Annotated in this window: 5 protein-coding genes; 2 read left to right on the top strand and 3 right to left on the bottom strand. The window is 73.4% G+C overall.

The annotated features are described in order from the left end of the window. Window positions 1–3: 3 nt before the first annotated feature. Both B0I32_RS57560 and B0I32_RS09940 read right to left on the bottom strand, forming a co-directional pair. A complete protein-coding gene (locus B0I32_RS57560; protein ID WP_219911706.1) occupies window positions 4–11,250 on the bottom strand; it encodes a non-ribosomal peptide synthetase in 11,247 nt (3,748 codons plus the stop codon). Window positions 11,251–11,274: 24 nt separating this feature from the next. Continuing rightward, window positions 11,275–13,050, bottom strand: a complete 1,776-nt coding sequence (locus B0I32_RS09940) for an ABC transporter ATP-binding protein (protein WP_245955715.1) — start codon at window positions 13,048–13,050, stop codon at window positions 11,275–11,277. A 141-nt stretch (window positions 13,051–13,191) separates the two neighbouring features. Here B0I32_RS09940 and B0I32_RS09945 point away from each other — a divergent pair, with 141 nt between their 5' ends. Continuing rightward, on the top strand, window positions 13,192–14,319 hold the full coding sequence (locus B0I32_RS09945) for an alpha/beta hydrolase-fold protein (protein ID WP_106236930.1): 1,128 nt from the start codon (window positions 13,192–13,194) through the stop codon (window positions 14,317–14,319). Window positions 14,320–14,426: 107 nt separating this feature from the next. Here B0I32_RS09945 and B0I32_RS09950 read toward each other — a convergent pair whose 3' ends face one another. Further along, window positions 14,427–15,743: a lysine N(6)-hydroxylase/L-ornithine N(5)-oxygenase family protein gene (locus B0I32_RS09950; protein ID WP_106236931.1), complete on the bottom strand. Its 1,317-nt coding sequence runs from the start codon at window positions 15,741–15,743 to the stop codon at window positions 14,427–14,429. Between the two features lie 122 nt (window positions 15,744–15,865). Here B0I32_RS09950 and B0I32_RS09955 point away from each other — a divergent pair, with 122 nt between their 5' ends. Continuing rightward, window positions 15,866–16,810, top strand: a complete 945-nt coding sequence (locus tag B0I32_RS09955) for a methionyl-tRNA formyltransferase (RefSeq protein WP_106236933.1) — start codon at window positions 15,866–15,868, stop codon at window positions 16,808–16,810. Window positions 16,811–16,853: the final 43 nt, after the last annotated feature.

The following is a 16,853-nucleotide window of genomic DNA, read 5'->3' on the forward strand; positions in this document are numbered from 1 at the left end:
TCGTCAGGAGTGGTCATCGAGGTGCCGGGCGATCGCTTCCGGGGTACGCAGGGCGTACAGGTCACGGATGGTGATCCTGGGGCCGTACTCACGGCGGAGCAGCCCGACCAGCCGCACCGCCAGCATGGAGTGTCCCCCGAGGGACAGGAAGTCGCTCACCGCGCTCACCTCGTCATCATCCAGGTCCAGGGCCTCGGCGAAGAACTCGCACACCAGGATCTCGTTCTCGGTCGCCGGCCGCCGCTCGCCCGCCGTGCTCAGCGCGCCCAGCGGCTTGGCCTCGGGCAGCGCCTTGACGTCGGCCTTGCCGTTCACGGTCAGCGGGATCGCGGCCACCTCGGCGTAGTGGGTGGGCCGCAGGAAGTCCGGCAGCCCCGCGCCCACCTCGGCGGCCACCCGCGCCAGGTCGGCGCCGTCCAGCACGAGGTAGGCGGCCAGTCGGTACGCGCCGTCCACCTGCGGGTCCGGCTGGGCGACCGCGGCGGCGAACCGTACCGCGGGATGCGCGGTGAAGGCGGCCTCGACCTCGCCCGGCTCGACCCGATGGCCGCGGATCTTGACCTGCTGGTCGGTGCGGCCCAGGTAGGCGAGATTCCCGTCCGGCCGCCGCAGCACGAGGTCGCCGGTGCGGTACATGCGCTCGCCCGGCTCCCCGTACGGGCACGCGACGAACCGGTGCGCCGTCTGACCCGGCTGCCCGAGGTAACCGCGGGCGATGCCGACGCCCGACACGTACAGCTCGCCGGGCACGCCGTCCGGCACGGGGCGCAGCCACGGGTCCAGCACGTACACGTCGGTGTTGTCGATCGGCACGCCCACCACCGGGTCCTGGCACTCGAACGTGCCGACGCCGAGGGTGTTGATCGTGTACTCGGTCGGGCCGTACAGGTTGTAGCCGACCGTGCCCTCCGTCTCGTCGAGACGCCGCCACAGCCCCGGCGTGACCGCCTCGCCGCCCAGCAGCACCAGCGGCGGCCGCCGTCCCGGGTCGTCGAGCAGCCCCTCGGCCACCAGTTGCTGCGCGTAGGTGGGGGTCACGTTGACGACGTCGATCGTGTGCCGCAGGCAGTACTCGACCAGCCGGGGCGCGTCGCGGCGCAGCTCCTCGTCGCAGATGTGCACCTCGTGGCCGTCGGCGAGCCAGAGCAGCTCCTCCCACGACATGTCGAACGCGAACGACACGGTGTGCGCGATCCGGAAGATCCGGTGCCCGTGCTCGGCCAGCACCGGCTCGAAGATCCGGCGCTGGTGGTTGATCAGCATGTTGGTCAGCCCGGCGTACTCGGTGACGACGCCCTTGGGCCTGCCGGTCGAGCCCGAGGTGTAGATGACGTACGCCGGGTGGCGCAGCCGGCCGGGGTCGTCCGGCGCGAACGTCGCCACCGGCTCGGCCTCCGGCAGCGGCCGATCCAGCTCGATCAGGTCGGCCCGCGGCCGTGGCCGGTCCGGCTCGATCGGCTCGCCGCCCCCCGCCGCGCCGGTGAGGCGGGGGGAGACGGCGCTCACGGTGAGGATCACGTCCGGGCGGGCGTCGGCGACGATCGCGGCGATCCGTTCGTCCGGATGGTCCAGCTCCAGCGGCACGTACGCGGCCCCGACACGCAGCACCGCGAACAGCGCCACGATCGAGTCGAGCGAGCGCGGGATCGCCAGGCCCACGGTCCTGTCCGGCCCGAGCCCGCGCGCGGCGAGCACCCCCGCCACGGCCCGGCTGCGCTCCTGGAGCTGCCCGAACGTCATCGTCCTGCCGTCGGCGACGAGCGCGACCCGCCCCGGGCTGCGCTCCGCCGCCCGGTCGAACCGGTCGACCACGGTGTCGGTGCCGACCTCCGTGCGCGGGGCCCGCTCAGGCTCCGGCCCGAACCCGGGCAGACCGCCCACGGGCCCGGTCGCGCGGGCCACCTCGCCGAGCACGCGCAGATAGTCGTCGAGCAGGGCGCGGGCGCGTTCCGGGTCGTCGTCGCGGTACTCCAGCTTGATCGTGAACCGCTCGCCCGGCGTGATCACCCAGGTGAACGGGTAGTGCGTGGAGTCGTCCGCTCTGACCGAGGTGATGCCGTGGCGGGCGTTCATCGCGGCCAGCGCGTCCAGGTCCAGGAAGTTCTGCAGCACGAACAGGTTGTCGAACAGGGTGTCGTGCCCGCCGGCCCGCTGGATCTCGCCCAGCCCCAGGTGCTCGTGCTCCATCGCGGCGACCCTGGCCGCCTGCACGCCCGACAGGTATTCGCCCACCGTCTCGTACGGGCGGGGCCGCGTCCACATGGGCACGGTGTTGAGCAGCACGCCGACGATGCCGTCCAGACCCGCGCCCTCGCGGCCGGAGACGGTCACCCCGAACACGGCGTCACCGCGGCCGGTGTGCGCGCCGAGCAACAGGCCGAACGCGCCGGTCAGCAGCGAGTTCAGGGTGACGGCGTGCGTTCTGGCCGCCTCCCTGAGCAGGTCGGACTGCTCGGCGGACAGCGTGTGCACGAGCGCCCGCGGCAGGGCGTCCGAGAGGACCGGCGCCGGCCCGGCCAGCAGCGTCGGGCCCGGCAGCCCGGCCAGATGCTCGGCCCAGAAACGCCGCGACGGGTCCGGATCCCTGGCGTCGAGCGCGCGGGCGTACTCCTCGAAACTCGGCGCGGCCGGCACCGGGCCAAGCGGCTCGCCCACTGGCCCCGAGGTCGGTGGCTCGTCTGCGAGGGCCGTCTCGTAGGCGTCGAACAGGTCGCGCAGCACGATCTCCCGCGACCAGCCGTCCCACAGCAGCAGGTGGTAGCTCAACAGCAGGCCGTCCCGGCCGTCCGGCCGGCGTACCACGGTCAGCCGGATCAGCGGGGGCTCGCCCGGGTCGAAGCCGGTGTCGCGGTCCCTCGCGCACAGGGCCTCGACCTCGGCGTCCGTCGACAGGGCGATCGTCCGCACGCCGACGCGCCGGCCGGCCGCGAGCACCTGGACGGGGTTCCCGGCCGCGTCGGTGGCGAAGCCGGCGCCCACGACCGGGTGCCGGGCGATCACGTACGCCATCGCCTCGGCCAGGGCGCCGGGGTCGAGCCGCCGGTCGAAGGTGAAGTAGTTCTGCGCGACGTAGTGACCGGCCGAGCCCGCGAGCTGGGCCTGGAAGAACAGGCCGCGCTGCAACGGGGTCACCGGGGCCGTCCGCTCGGCCGTCGCGGCGGCCTCGGCGACCTGCTCCAGGGCCTGCCGCCAGTACGCGGTGAGCTCGTCGGGCACCGCGTCCGCCAGGGTGAAGGCGGCGCGCAGGGTGCCGGTGCCCGCGTCGATCCAGGCGTTGACCTCGACCGCGTACGGGCTGCCCTGGTCGCCGCCGGTGATGTGCAGCGCCTGGGACTCGGTGGCCCGGCCGAGGTAGTTGAACAGCACCTGCGGGCGGGCCCTCAGCAGCGGGGCCGTCTGCGGGTTGAGGTACCTCAGCCGGCCGTAGGCGACATGATCGGCTTCGTCCGGCTGACGTTCGGTGAGCTCCCGCGCCGCGGCGACCGGGTCGGTGTGCGGTGTGAGCCGTACGGGGGCGATGGAGGTGAACCAGCCGACCGTGCGGGCGTAGTCGTGCCGGTCGCCCGCCGGGACGCGGCCATGGCGTTCCAGCTCGATCGCCAGGTCGGTGGGTGCGGCCTGGACGCGGGTCAGCGCGGCACGCAGCGCGCCGCACAGCAACTCGGTGAGCCCGAGCCCGAGCGCGACGGGCGCGGTGCGGGCCACGGCGGTGGTCAACTCGGGCGGGAGCTCCACGGTGGTCTCACACAGAGTCGTTGGCTCGCCTGTCGCCTTGGACAGCAGCGGGGGCGCCTGGAGTGTGGTGATCCAGCGGTCGAGGGTGCCGACCGCCTGGGCCTGGGTGGCTTCCGTGGCCAGGGCGTCGGCGTACTCGGCGTAGGAGGTGGTCGGCGGGGTGAGCGGCGTGCCGCGCAGGGCGGTGGCCAGGTCGTCCAGCAGGATCAGCCAGGACACCGCGTCCACGGCCAGGTGGTGCACGGCGATCACCAGCGTCCGGCTCGCCGCCAGCCACGCGAACGCCACCACCTCCCCGGCCTCGGGATCGAGCCGCCCGGCCAGCTCGTCCGCCAGGGCCGCCGGGTCGGTGACTGCCTCCGGGCGGGTGACGGTGATCCGGTGGGGCGGGTCGGTGCGCAGGGTCCATACGCCGTGTTCGGTACGCAGCCGCAGCCGCAGCATCGGGTGCGCGGCCACGACGGCGTTCGCGGCGCGCTCGACGTCCTCGAACCGGGTGCCCTCAGGCGCCACCAGCGTCCTGGCCTGGGCGAACCTGGCCAGCGAGCCGCCCAGCTCCCGCTGACGCAGGATGATCGGCGTGGGCGTCAGCGGGCCGTCCTCGTGACGGACGGGTGCCGTGACCGGCGGGGCGTGGGTGCGCACGTGGGCGGCGAGCGCACGCGGGGTCCTGAGCAGGAACACGTCGCGCGGCGTGATCGGCAGTCCGAGCGCCCTGGCCCGGTTGACCACGGTGATGGCGACGATGCTGTCCCCACCGGCGACGAAGAAGTCGGTGTCGGCATCCGCGTCAACGCCGGAAAGCGCCTCCCCGAAGACCTTGACCAGCGCGGCGAGTGCGCCGTCCCCGGCGGGCACGGGCCGCTCGTGGGCGGACGAGGTGCGGCCGAGAGCGGATGCGCGCCGGTCGTGTACGAACGCACTTCCGTCGAGGGTGGATGCGGTCTGGTCGAGGCGAGACCTGGTCGTGTCAGGGGTAGACGTGGGGCGGTCGTTCACGAGTGTGGCGGGCGGGCTGTCCCACGAGTCGCCGGTCGCGTACGTCGGCGCGTCGTCCAGGGCGGTCGCGCGTTCGGTGAGGGCTGTGCGGTCCAGCTTGCCGTTCACCGTGAGGGGGAGGGCGTCCACGTGCAGCACGCGGCCGGGGACCATGTGCGCGGGGAGCTTCGCCGACAGCGGGCCGGTGAGGTCATCGGACACCTGCCCCACCACATGCGCCACCAGATGGCCGCCGCCGGCCGCCACGGTGACGGCCACGTCCACGACGCCGTCCAGTCCCCTGATCGCCGACTCCACCTCGCCCAGCTCGATGCGGAAGCCCTTGAGCTGCACCTGGTCGTCGGCCCGTCCGACGAACTCCAGCTCGCCGTCGATCGTCCGCCGGGCCAGGTCACCCGTGTGGTACATCCGGGACCCGTCACCCGCGAACGGGTCGGCCACGAACCGGCTCGCGGTCAGCCCCGGCCGGCCCAGGTAACCAAGCGAAACCTGGTCGCCCGCGACGTAGATGCCGCCCACCCGGCCCGGCGGCACCGGGCGGAGCCGGTCGTCGAGCAGGTAGGTGGTCAGGCCGGGGATCGGGCCGCCGATCGGGCTGACGTCCCCGGCGGTGAAGTCGTCGCCGGTCAGGACCCGGTGGGTGACGTGCACCGTGGTCTCGGTGATGCCGTACATGTTGACCAGCTCGGGCGAGGCGGTGCCGTACCGCTCGACCCAGCCGCGCAGCCGTCCCAGATCGAGCGCCTCGCCGCCGAAGATGATCCGGCGCAGCGACGTGACGGGCCGGCCGGCGTGCCGGTCGGCCTCGGCGAACTGGTAGAAGGCGGACGGGGTCTGGTTCAGCACGGTCACCCCGCGCTCGCGGACCAGGCGGTGGAAGTCGAGCGGGGAGCGGGTCAGCGCGTACTCGGCCAGCAGCAGCTCACCGCCGTACGCCAGCGCGCCCCACAGCTCCCACACCGCGAAGTCGAAAGAGAAGGAGTGGAACTGCACCCACACGTCGTCCGGGCCGAACCCCATGTCGGGCTGGGTGCCGGCGAGCAGCGCCACCACGCTGGAGTGCGGCACCACGACACCCTTGGGCCGGCCGGTCGATCCCGAGGTGTAGATGACGTATGCCGGGTCGTTCCAGTCGGCTTCGGCCATGGCTGCGGCGGTGTCCGACGGCACCTCGCCATCCCGCGCGTCCGACGGCGCCCCCCGATCCCGGCCGTCCGGCGGCTGCTCGCCCTCCTGCCCGGGCAGCGACACCTCGCCGTCCAGTGTGAGCACCCGGGCCGGCACTCCCGCCCTGGTCGCCAGCTCAGTGAAACGCTCCCGTTCCGTCCCGTCCACGAGGACGACCTTCGGGGCGGCGTCGGCGAGCACGTACGCCAGCCGTTCGTCCGGATAGGCCAGGTCCAGCGGCACGTACGCGCCGCCCGCGCTGACGACCGCGATCAGCGCGACGACCTGCTCCAGCGAGCGCGGAACGGCGACCGCGACCCGCTCGCCCGGCCGCACCCCGGCGGCGCGCAGCGCCATGGCCAGCTCGTCCTTGGCCGCGGCCAGCTCGCCGTAGGTCATCGATCGGGTGCCGCCGTCGAGCGCGCACTGGGTGACGGCGGTGGCGGCCGGGTCACGGCGCGCGGCGGCGTCGAACAGCCCCCCCAGGGTCACCGGCGTGATCACCCCGTCCGCGTTCACCGCCGCGGTGACCGGTGAGTCCGGTCGGGTGAGCAGGCCGGTGAGGGTGCGGGTGAAGGTCAGCAGGACCGCCCGCGCCCGTGACTCCCGCAGCAGCTCCCCGTCATAGATCAGGTTGAACCGGGCCCGCCCGCCCGCCTCCCGCTCGACCACCAGCGTCAGCGGATAGTGCGGCGCCCCCTCGTTCACCAGGTCGCTGATGACGAACTCGTCGCCGGGCCTGCGCAGGGACGCCACGTCCGTCGGCACGTCGAACACCACCAGCGTGTCGAACAGCGTCCCGCTCCCGGCCAGGCGGCCGATCCGGGTCAGGGAGACGTGCTGGTGCTCCAGCACCGCGCTCTGGTGCTCCCGTACCGAGGCGAGCAGGTCACGCGCCGTCGTGTCGTTCGACCACCGGACCCGTACGGGGATCGTGTTGATGAGCAGCCCCACCATGTCCTTGATGCCCGGAACGTCCGCGTCGCGCCCGGACACCGTGGACCCGAACACCACGTCCCGCCCCTGCAGGATCCCGCCCAGCGTCACCGCCCACGCGCTGTGCACGGCGACGCTCAGCGGCACGCCGGCCGCCCGCGCGGCGGCGTCGACGTCGCCGTCCAGCGCCGCGAGGTCCTCACCGGAGACGCCGGTCTCCGCGAACCGCCCCGACGGGGTGTGTCCCTCGGCGACCAGCGACGGGCCGGGCAGCCCGGCGAGCTGCTCGCGCCACACCCGGTCGCTCTCGTCGCCGTCACGCGCCGCGAGCGCGCGCACGTGCCCGGCGAATCCGTCCCGTACGTGCACGCTCCCCGGCGCGTGGTACTCGGCCAGCAGCGCCCGCAGCATCGGCGGCACCGACCAGCCGTCGGCGACGATGTGGTGCACGGTCTGCACCAGGACGCTCCGCCCCGGCCCGGTACGGACGAGCGTGTAGCGCGTCAGCGGCCCCGCGGCCAGGTCGAACCCGGCGCGGCGGTCACGTTCGGCCAGGTCGCGCAGCTCGTCACCGGTGATGCCGGGACGATCGAGGGTGCGGAAGGGCGCCGTCACGCCGCTCTCCAGCACCGAGACCACCCGGCCGTCGGCGAGGGCGACGAACCGGGCGGCCAGGTTCGGATGAAGGGCGAGCAGCCGGGTGGCCGCGGCCGCGAGCCGGCCGGCGTCCACCTCACCGTCGAGCATCAGGATCTGCTGCTCGACGTAGCTGCCGGCCGAGTCGTCGTCGAAGACCGAGTGGAAGTACAGGCCCTCCTGCAGCGGCGTCAGCGGCAGGACGTCGAGCAGCGCCGGGCCGTCGAGCGCGTCCACGTCGGCCTGCGTGAGGGTGACCGCGGCGAAGTCGCTGGGGGAGTGGCCGCCGGTGTCGAGCGCGGCCAGCCCGGTCAAGGCCCGCAGGAAGTACCCGCCGATGGTGGCGACGTCCTCGTCGGTGAACAGCCCGTCCGGCCACGAGATGCTGGTGACCAGCTCGTACGCCCCCGTCGCCCCGGGCTCGGCGATGGCGTTGAACTCCAGGGCGCGCGGCAGCCGCATCTTCGGATCGCGCTTCTCGCCCAGTTGCCCGGTGGCGCCGGCGAGCTGCCAGTCCCCGGGCGTGCCCGCGTCGTAGCGGCCCAGGTAGTTGAAGAGCACCTGCGGGGCGGGCGCGTCGAACGCGACGCCGGCCAGGTACCGCAGGGCCCCGTAGGAGATCCCGTTGTCCGGCACCCGGGCGAGATCCTCCTTGACCGCCTTGAGCGCGGCCGACAGATAGGCGGGGCCGGTGAGGTCGGCCGCCGCGCCGGGGTCCACGGTCACCGGGAACAACGTGGTGAACCAGCCCACCGTCCGCGACAGGTCGGGCTCGAAACCGGCGGCGCCGGCCACGAACCGCGCCTCCCGGCCGTGCCCTTCGAGCTCGATGTGCGCGAACGTCTGCTCCTGCCCGAGGTCGCGCCGCCACCGGGCGAGGGCGACGGCGAGCGCGGTCAGCAGGACGTCGCCGACCCCGGCGTGGAACCTGGCGGGCACCTCGCCGAGCAGCGCCGCCGTGACGTCGGGCCCGGCCGTGACGGTGCGTACCCGTTCCCTGGCGACGACGTCGGAGCCGGTGAGGGGACGCCGGCCGAGCGGGCGGTCGGGACCGGGCAGGGGGCGCTGGAAGTGGCCGGGGTCCGCCTCGGACGCCGCCCGTTCCAGCAGCTGCGCCCAGCGCCGGAACGACGTGCCCACCGGCGGCGGCTCGACCGGCGTGCCCGAGGCGAGCTGCCGCCACCCTGTGGCCAGGTCGTCCATCAGCACCCGCCACGAGACGCCGTCGATCACCACGTGGTGGGCGGCCAGCACGAGCTGCCGGGACGCGCGCCGCCACACGGCCCGCAGCATCACGCCGTCGTCCGGGCTCAGCCCCGCGGTGGCGAGCTCCACACACTCGTCGAGCGGCCGGTCGCTCTCCTCCCAGCTCGCCACGGCCGTGTCAGGCTCGGGGACGTGGAACCCCCACGGCTCGTCGCGGACCAGCCGGGCGCGCAGCATGTCGTGCCGCCTGACCAGGGCGGTGAGCAACTCGCCGAGGGCGTCGGCGGTGAGCCCGTCCGGCGTGTTGAGCACCACGGACTGCACGAAACCGTCGATCGCGTCCGTGGTCCCGGCGAGCCAGCGCACGATGGGTGTGCCCGCGAAGGGACCGGTCGGGACGTCCTGAAGGTCCGCCGACGCGGCCTCGGCCGGGACGGCCACCGCCGCCAGCGCGCCCACGGTGAGGTTGGTGAAGATCTGCGTCGCGGTGACGTGCAGGCCCGCGTCGCGCAACGCGCTCATCAGGGAGATCGCCATGAGGCTGTCGCCGCCGAGCCGGAAGAAGTTCTGGTCCGGGCCGACCTCCTCCAGCCGCAGCACGGAGGCGACGGCCGCGCACACGACCCGCTCGTTCTCGGTGGCGGGCGCGGCGGCCGAGCCGGTACGGAGCTCCGGCTCGGGCAGCGCGGCGCGGTCCAGCTTGCCGTTCGCGGTGAGGGGGAACTCCTTCAGCACGACGACGTGGGCCGGCACCATGTACTCGACCAGGTGCTCGGCGGCCCACGCCCGGACCTCGTCGGGGCTCAGGCCGCCGTCGCCGGAGACGGGGATGACGTACCCGACCAGATAGGTGCCGCCGGCTGCGTTCTTCCTGGCGACGACGCAGGTGTGCCGGACACGGGGGTGCTCGGCGAGGCCGATCTCGACGTCCTCGATCTCCAGCCGCATGCCGCGGATCTTGACCTGGTTGTCGGCCCGGCCGAGGAAGTCCAGGGACCCGTCGGGGGCGAAGCGGGCCAGGTCGCCGGTGCGGTACAGGCGGGAGCCGTCGCCGGCGAACGGGTTCGCCACGAAGCGGGAGGCGGTCAGGCCGGGCGCGTTGACGTAGCCGCGGCCGAGCAGGAAACCGCCTGCGTACAGCTCGCCGCCGACGCCGAAGGGGACCGGGCGCAGCTCGTCGTCCAGCACGTACAGCTGCGTGTTGGGGTTGGCACGGCCGATCGAGGTGGACAGTCGTTCGGCGGCGCCCCGGTAGATCACGTGCGAGACGCCGATCGTCGTCTCAGCCGGGCCGTAGCCGTGGTACATGGGGATGCCGAGCCGGGTGCGGAAGCGTTCGTACAGGTCGGGGGTGAGCACCTCGCCGCCGCACCACACGTGCCGCAGGCTGTCCAGCCGCCCGGAGCCGCCCTCGATCTCCAGCAGCACGTCCAGCATGGACGACACCAGATAGGTGAACGTGACGCGCTGCCCGGCGATCACGCTCAGCAGGTGGTGCGGGTCGCGTTCGCCGCCGGGCCGCAGCACCACCAGCCGGCCGCCGCACACCAGCGGCAGGAAGATCTCGTTGATGGAGATGTCGAACGACAGCGGCGCCTTGAACAGCGACGCGTCGTCATGGCCGAAGCCGAGGATCTCGCGGCTCTGCCACAGCAGCCGCTCGCTGATCGCCTCGTGCCGGATCATCGCGCCCTTGGGCCGCCCGGTCGAACCGGAGGTGAAGATCACGTACGCCAGCGCGGGGCCGGGGATGTCCCCACCGGTGTCCCCGGTCGGGTAAGCGCCGAACCGCCACGCGTCCAGATCGACGGCCACGGCCTCCGGCTCGCCCGCCGCGCCCGCGCCCGAGCCGTCGAGCTGCAGCACCACGCCGGCGTCCGCGATCACGACCGCCCGGCGCGCGGCCGGCCAGCGCGGGTCCAGCGGCACGAACGCGCCCCCGGCCTGCAGCACGGCCAGCAGGCCGAGCACCATCTCGGCGGAGCGGTCCAGCGAGACGCCGACGATCTGCTCGGCGGTGAGACCGCGTTCGATCAGGTGGTGGGCGAGCTGGTTGGACAGCGCGGCCGCCTCGCGGTAGGTCAGCGACCGCCGCTCGTCCACGATGGCGACGGCGTCCGGCCTGGTCCTGGCCTGCTCGCGGAACATCTCCACGATGGTGGGGCGCTCCCGGTCGGCCCTGGTGTCGTTCCACCTGGCCAGGGTCTCCAGCCGGGCCGCCACACTGGAGGGGCCCACGGTGCCGACCGGCCGGTCGGGGAAGTCGGCCAGGTCGTCCAGCGCCAGCTGCGCCTCGGCCGGGTCGACGCCGCCGGGCACGACGATGCTCCGGCCGTCCGCACCGACCTCCCACCCCGCGACACGCTCATGGTCTCCCGCCCAGTCGAGGACGTCGGCGAACGGGGTCGCGGGGGTGAGGTCCAGCCGGTCGGGGCTCTGGCCGGTGGCCCAGTAGGCGAGCCCGGCGGCGCAGGCCAGGGTGATGGTCCTGTCGGAACGGTCACCGGTCCGCCGGCGCACGCCGGCCAGTCGCGCGGGAGAGAGCGATACGAGACGAGGGCTCGCTTCCATCAGCCATCCTTCGATAGTCAGGTTCTAGGAGCCTTCCTGCCAGGCCTGCCAGAGCCGGGCGTACCGGCCGCCCCGGGCGACCAGCTCCGCGTGGGTGCCCTGTTCCACGACGCGCCCGGCGTCGAGGACGGCGATGCGGTCGGCCGCCATCGCCTGGGTCAGCCGGTGCGCCACGTAGAGCGTGGTCCGGCCCGCGCACGCGGCCGTCACGGCCCGTTCCAGCTCGGCGGCGCCCTGGCTGCCCGCCTCCGCGGTCGACTCGTCCAGCACCACCACCGGCGACCGGTGCAGGATCAGCCGGGCCAGCGCGAGCTGGGCGACCTTGGTGCCGTCCAGCCGTTCGCCGCCCTCGCCGACCACCGTGTCCAGCCCGTCCGGCAGCGCCTCGACCCACGGGGTCGCGCCGACGGTGCGCAGCGCGTCCATCAGCTCGGCCTCGCCCGCCTCCGGTGCGGCCAGCCGCAGATCGTCGGCGAGCGGCCCGGAGAACACGTGCGTCTCCTGCGTCAGGATGCTGACCAGGGCCCGTGCCCCCGCCTCGTCCAGCCCGGCCAGGTCGGTCGAGCTGATCCGCACCGAGCCGGCCTGCGGAGTGCCGATGCCCGCGATCAGCGCCGCCAGCGTCGTCTTGCCCGCGCCCGTCGCCCCCACCAGGGCGAGCGAACCGCCCGCCGGGATCGACAGGTTCACGTCCACCAGCACCGGCCGCTCCGTGCCCGGGTAGGCGAACGTCAGTCCCTCCACCGTCACCGGGTACGGCCCGCCGTCCGCCGGCGCGGCCGGAGCCAGGCCCACCAGCCGCTCCTCGGCAGGCTCGGCCAGCACGCCGACCAGCCGGGTCAGGCTGGCGCCCGACTTCTGCGCCTCGTCGAACGTGAACATGATGGCGCCCAGCGGATTGAACAGCCGGTGGAACAGCAGCGGGGCCACCGACGCCTGGCCCAGGGTGACGGCGCCGGCCTCCAGCAGCACGTACCCGACCACGATGATCAGGCTCAGCCCGATGAACTCGGCCCGGTTCTCCCTGCCGACGAACCGGCCGAAGAACCGGAACACCTCGATGCCGAGGTCGCGCACCCGCCACGACTCGCGGGTGACCCGCGCGCGGAAGTCCGCTTCGAGGCGGTAGGCGCGGACGGTGTCGATCCCGTTCAGGCCGCTGATGAGCGCCTGCGCGCGGTCGGCCTGGGCCTCGCGCTGGCGCTGGTAGAGCGGCGCCGACCGGGGCAGATACCAGCGCAGGGCCAGCCAGTACGCGGGCAGCGCCCCCGCCCCCGCCAGCCCGAGCCGCCAGTCCAGCCCGAACATGCCGGCCGTGGCGATGGCGACCAGCACCCCGGAGGAGAACACCGTGGGAACGGCCGTGCGGATGCCCTTGGACACCACGGCCACGTCGTCGCCGACCCTGGACAGCACGTCGCCCCGGCCGACCTGCTCGATCCGCGCGCTCGGCATGCCCAGCACCGCCCGGACGGCGGCCTCGCGCAGCCTGGCGAGCAGGTCCGCGCCCAGCCGCCCGATCAGGTACGTCGAGCCGGCCGTGGCGGCGGCGCCGAGCAGCACGGCGGCCACCAGCAGCGCCCCGATCGTGACGAGCACCGACGGCGGCTCGCCCGCGACGACCCCGTCCACCACCTGGCCGAGGATGAACACCGGCACCACCTGGAGCGCCGCGCCCGCCACGGTGGTCAGCACGGCGGCGGTCGTCAGCCCCGGCACCTCCCGCAGGTGCGCGGTCACCCAGCGGGTGGCCTGGGGCCCGGTCGCGGTGCGCAGGATGACCGGGTCTGCGGTGCTCACGCCTGGATCACGGCGGCTCGGGGGAAGGACACGTCGAGGGGCATCTGCCATCCCTTGCTCTCATGCGCCCGTACTGGGCAGGCAAACCGTAACATGGGTAGCTTAGGTGAGGCTAACCTTACACGCCGTCTGGGGGATCGCATGGACAGCACCTTCGCCGCGTACGGGATGCCAGGGGAGCCGGGGACCGGCGCGTTCTGGGCGGCGGCGAAGGGCCCCGCCGCGGTGCCGTCGCAGGACGGCTGGACGGTGCTCTTCCTGTGGCGCGGCTCTCCGGCGAGCCTGCACTTCGAGAGCTGGTCGGAGCCGGTCGCGTTACGCAGGTGGGAAGCGACCGACTGCTGGTACGCCGAGGTCGCCATGCCCGCGCGGCTGCGGGTGACCTACTGGCTCGTCAGCGACGGCGCGGCGTACGCGGACCCGTTCAACCCGGTGGGCGCGGGCGGCGACCGGTCCATCGCCGCGACCCCCGACGCCCCGGACCAGCCGCACTGGCCCGCCGTCGGCGCCGACGACGTCCTGCCCCTGCCGCGCGTCCGCCTGCGCTGGATCAGCGAGCGGCTCAGTGGGCTCGGCGGGAGGCTGGACGGGCGGCCCGGCGAGCGGCCGGGTGGGCGGCGGCGGACCGTACGCGTCCATCCGGCGGGCGGCGGCGGGCCGATCGTGCTGCTGCTCGACGGGGACGACTGGCTCCACCTGCACCCGGCCATGACCGCGTTCGACTCGGCCGTCTCCCGTGGCGACCTGCCTCCCGTCACCCTCGTCTTCCTGCCCGTCCTCGACCGGGACGCCGAGTTCGGCTGCCGGCCCGAGCTGTGGGAGGCGGTCAGGGACGAACTGCTGCCCCTGGTGGCGGAGAGCGGGGTGCCCGCCGACGCCGGCCGGCTCGTGGTCGCCGGGCAGAGCCTCGGCGGGCTGAGCGCGGTGTACGCGGCGCTGGAATTCCCTGAGCTCGTGTCCCGCGTGGCCTGCCAGTCGGGCTCGTTCTGGTGGACGCCCGCGGCCTCCGGCCTGGCCGACCCGCTGGGAGGTCCCGTCGGAGGCGTCGTCGCCGAACGGTTGCGGCGGCGTCCCGATCTGTCCGGTCTGCGGGTCGCGTTCGACCTGGGGGAGCACGAGCCGCGCATGCTGCCGCACGGCGAGCTGGTCGAGACGCTGGCCGCGGAGGCCGGGGCGACGGTACGGGTCTCGCGCTCGCCCGCCGGCCACGACCGGGCGAGCTGGCGGCACGCCCTGCTCAGGGACGTCGCCTGGGCTCTCAGAGACTGAGACGCCCCCGTGAGACGCGCCCGCTCCGGTGATGAGACGCTCCGGTGGTGAGACGCGCCGTGGTGGCGGACCGGCCCGCGCCGGCCGGCCGCCACCACGGCGCGGGTTTATCGCGAGAACGCGTACGAGCCGCGCCCGCTCCTGCTCAGCCGGGAGGCCACCGCGTCGGCGATCTCCCCGGCCCTGACGGCGGTGTTCGACAGCAGCGTCGAGGTCAGCCCGTGGGTGTGCTCGGCGGCGCCCTGCACGTAGATGCCGCAGCGCACGTTCGGGGAGGTGACGATCCGGTAGTCGCGCTCGATGCGCAGCCCGCCGGAGGGCAGCCGTTCGCAGTGCTCGCCGGTGGCGCCCAGCAGGGTCAGCGGGTCGCCGGGCCGGTAGCCGGTGGCGTAGACGATCACGTCGGCCTCCAGCACCGTCCGCTCACCCGTGGGCAGGAACTCGACGGTGGCGTGCACGCCCTCCCCGTCCTGGGCCACGTCCACGAGCCGGGAGGCGTTGAGGATGCGCAGTCGTTCCCGCCCGCGCACCTTCTCCTGGTAGTGCCGGCGATACAGCTCGTCGATGAGGTCGAGATCGACCACGGAGTAGTTGGTGGAGGTGTGGTAGGCGAGCAGCCGCTCCTTGACCGTCTCGGGGGCGCCGAAGTAGTGGTCGACCGCGGCGGGGTCGAAGATCCGGTTGGCGAAGGAGCTGTCGTCGGCGGGGGTGTAGCCGTACTTGGCGAACACCGCGCACACCTCGGCGTCGGGGAAACGCCCGTGCAGGTGCTCGGTCACCTCCGCGGCGCTCTGACCGGCCCCGACCACCAGCACCCTGCGCGGATCGGTGAGTGTGGGGAGCTTGTCCAGCAGCTCCTCGCTGTGCCAGATCCGCTCGTCGCTGACGATCCCGTCGGGCAGCACCGGGGTGAGGCCGACGGCGAGGACCAGGTTGCGGGTACGGCGGGTGCTGAGCTCGCCGTCGGCCTGGCGGACCACCACGTCGAGGCACTCCACGGCCTCCTGGCCCTCCCCGGTGACGGGCGTGACCGCGACGACCTCGGAGCCGTACTCGACCTGGTCGGCGAAGGGCGCCGCGGCCCACTCCAGGTAGTCGTGGAACTCCAGGCGCGAGGGGAACATCGTCTTGTGGTTGATGAAGTCGATCATCCGGTCGCGGGCCTTGAGATAGCTGAGGAAGCTGAACTCGCTGGTGGGGTCGCGCATGGTGACCAGGTCCTTGAGGAACGAGACCTGCATCGTGGTGCCTTCGAGAAGCATGCCGCGATGCCAGCCGAAGGAGGGTTGTTTCTCCAGGAACACCGCGTCGATCCGCTCGCCGGTGCGCGTCCCGCGGTCGCGCAGGGCGATGGCCAGGGCGAGGTTGGAAGGGCCGAAACCGATACCGACAAGGTCGTGCACGGGCTGCTCGGCAGTGGGCATGGAAGGCCTTTCGAGAGGGGGTCTCGGAACGGAGTCCGCGCTGGAATCCTGCTCTAACTTAGGTTAGGCTTCCCTAAATAGCGAGACCACCCCTTCCCCCGAAGTCGCCGCGAGGAGAGCTGATGCGGGTCGTGATGTTCGGCTACCAGACGTGGGGGCACCGCACCCTGCGGGCCCTGCTGGAGTCCGCGCACGACGTGGCGCTGGTGGTCACCCACCCTCAGAGCGACCACGCGTACGAGAAGATCTGGAGCGACTCGGTGGCCGGCCTGGCCGAGGAGCACGGAGTCCCGGTCGTGCTGCGCGACCGTCCCGACGACGACCTGCTGCTCACCCTCAAGGAAGTCCAGCCTGACCTCATCGTCGCCAACAACTGGCGCACCTGGATACCGCCGGAGTTCATCACCCTGCCCCGGCACGGCATCCTCAACGTGCACGACTCGCTGCTGCCCGCCTACGCCGGCTTCTCGCCCCTCATCTGGGCGCTCATCAACGGTGAGCAGGAGGTCGGCGTCACCGCCCACATGATGAACGACGAACTCGACGCCGGGGACATCGTGGTGCAGCGCGCCGTCCCCGTCGGCCCGGCCGACACCGCCACCGACCTGTTCCACCGCACGGTCGACCTCATCGCGCCGATCGTGGCCGAGTCGCTCGACCTCATCGCCTCCGGCCGTACGGACTGGACGCCCCAGGACCGCTCGAAGGCCAGCTTCTTCCACAAGCGCTCGATCGAGGACGGCAACATCGACTGGACCTGGCCGGCCGAGGACATCGAACGCCTCGTCCGGGCCCAGTCCGACCCCTACCCCAACGCCTTCACCCACTACAAGGGCGAGCGCGTCCGCGTCCTGAAGGCGTCCGTCTCCCAGGGCGTCTACGGTGGCACGCCGGGACGGGTGTTCATCCGCGAGGGCGACGGCATCGTCATCGTGGCCGGCGCCGAGGCCCGCCGGGGCCGCAGCCACGGCCTGGTCATCGAACGCGTCCGCACCGAGGACGGCACCGACCTGCCGGCCGGCGACCTGTTCCGGACCATGGGCGGCTATCTGACCGCCCGCCCTTAACCGAACACCGCCCGGCCGATGCGACACCCGGAGGACGTGCGGC

The organism is Nonomuraea fuscirosea, assembly GCF_003001935.1.
GTDB lineage: Bacteria > Actinomycetota > Actinomycetes > Streptosporangiales > Streptosporangiaceae > Nonomuraea > Nonomuraea fuscirosea.

Coding starts and splice junctions, on each gene's coding strand:
- B0I32_RS09945 (WP_106236930.1), top strand. CDS start 13,192: ATGGACAGCACCTTCGCCGCGTACGGGATGCCAGGGGAGCCGGGGACC.
- B0I32_RS09950 (WP_106236931.1), bottom strand. CDS start 15,743: ATGCCCACTGCCGAGCAGCCCGTGCACGACCTTGTCGGTATCGGTTTC.
- B0I32_RS57560 (WP_219911706.1), bottom strand. CDS start 11,250: ATGGAAGCGAGCCCTCGTCTCGTATCGCTCTCTCCCGCGCGACTGGCC.
- B0I32_RS09955 (WP_106236933.1), top strand. CDS start 15,866: ATGCGGGTCGTGATGTTCGGCTACCAGACGTGGGGGCACCGCACCCTG.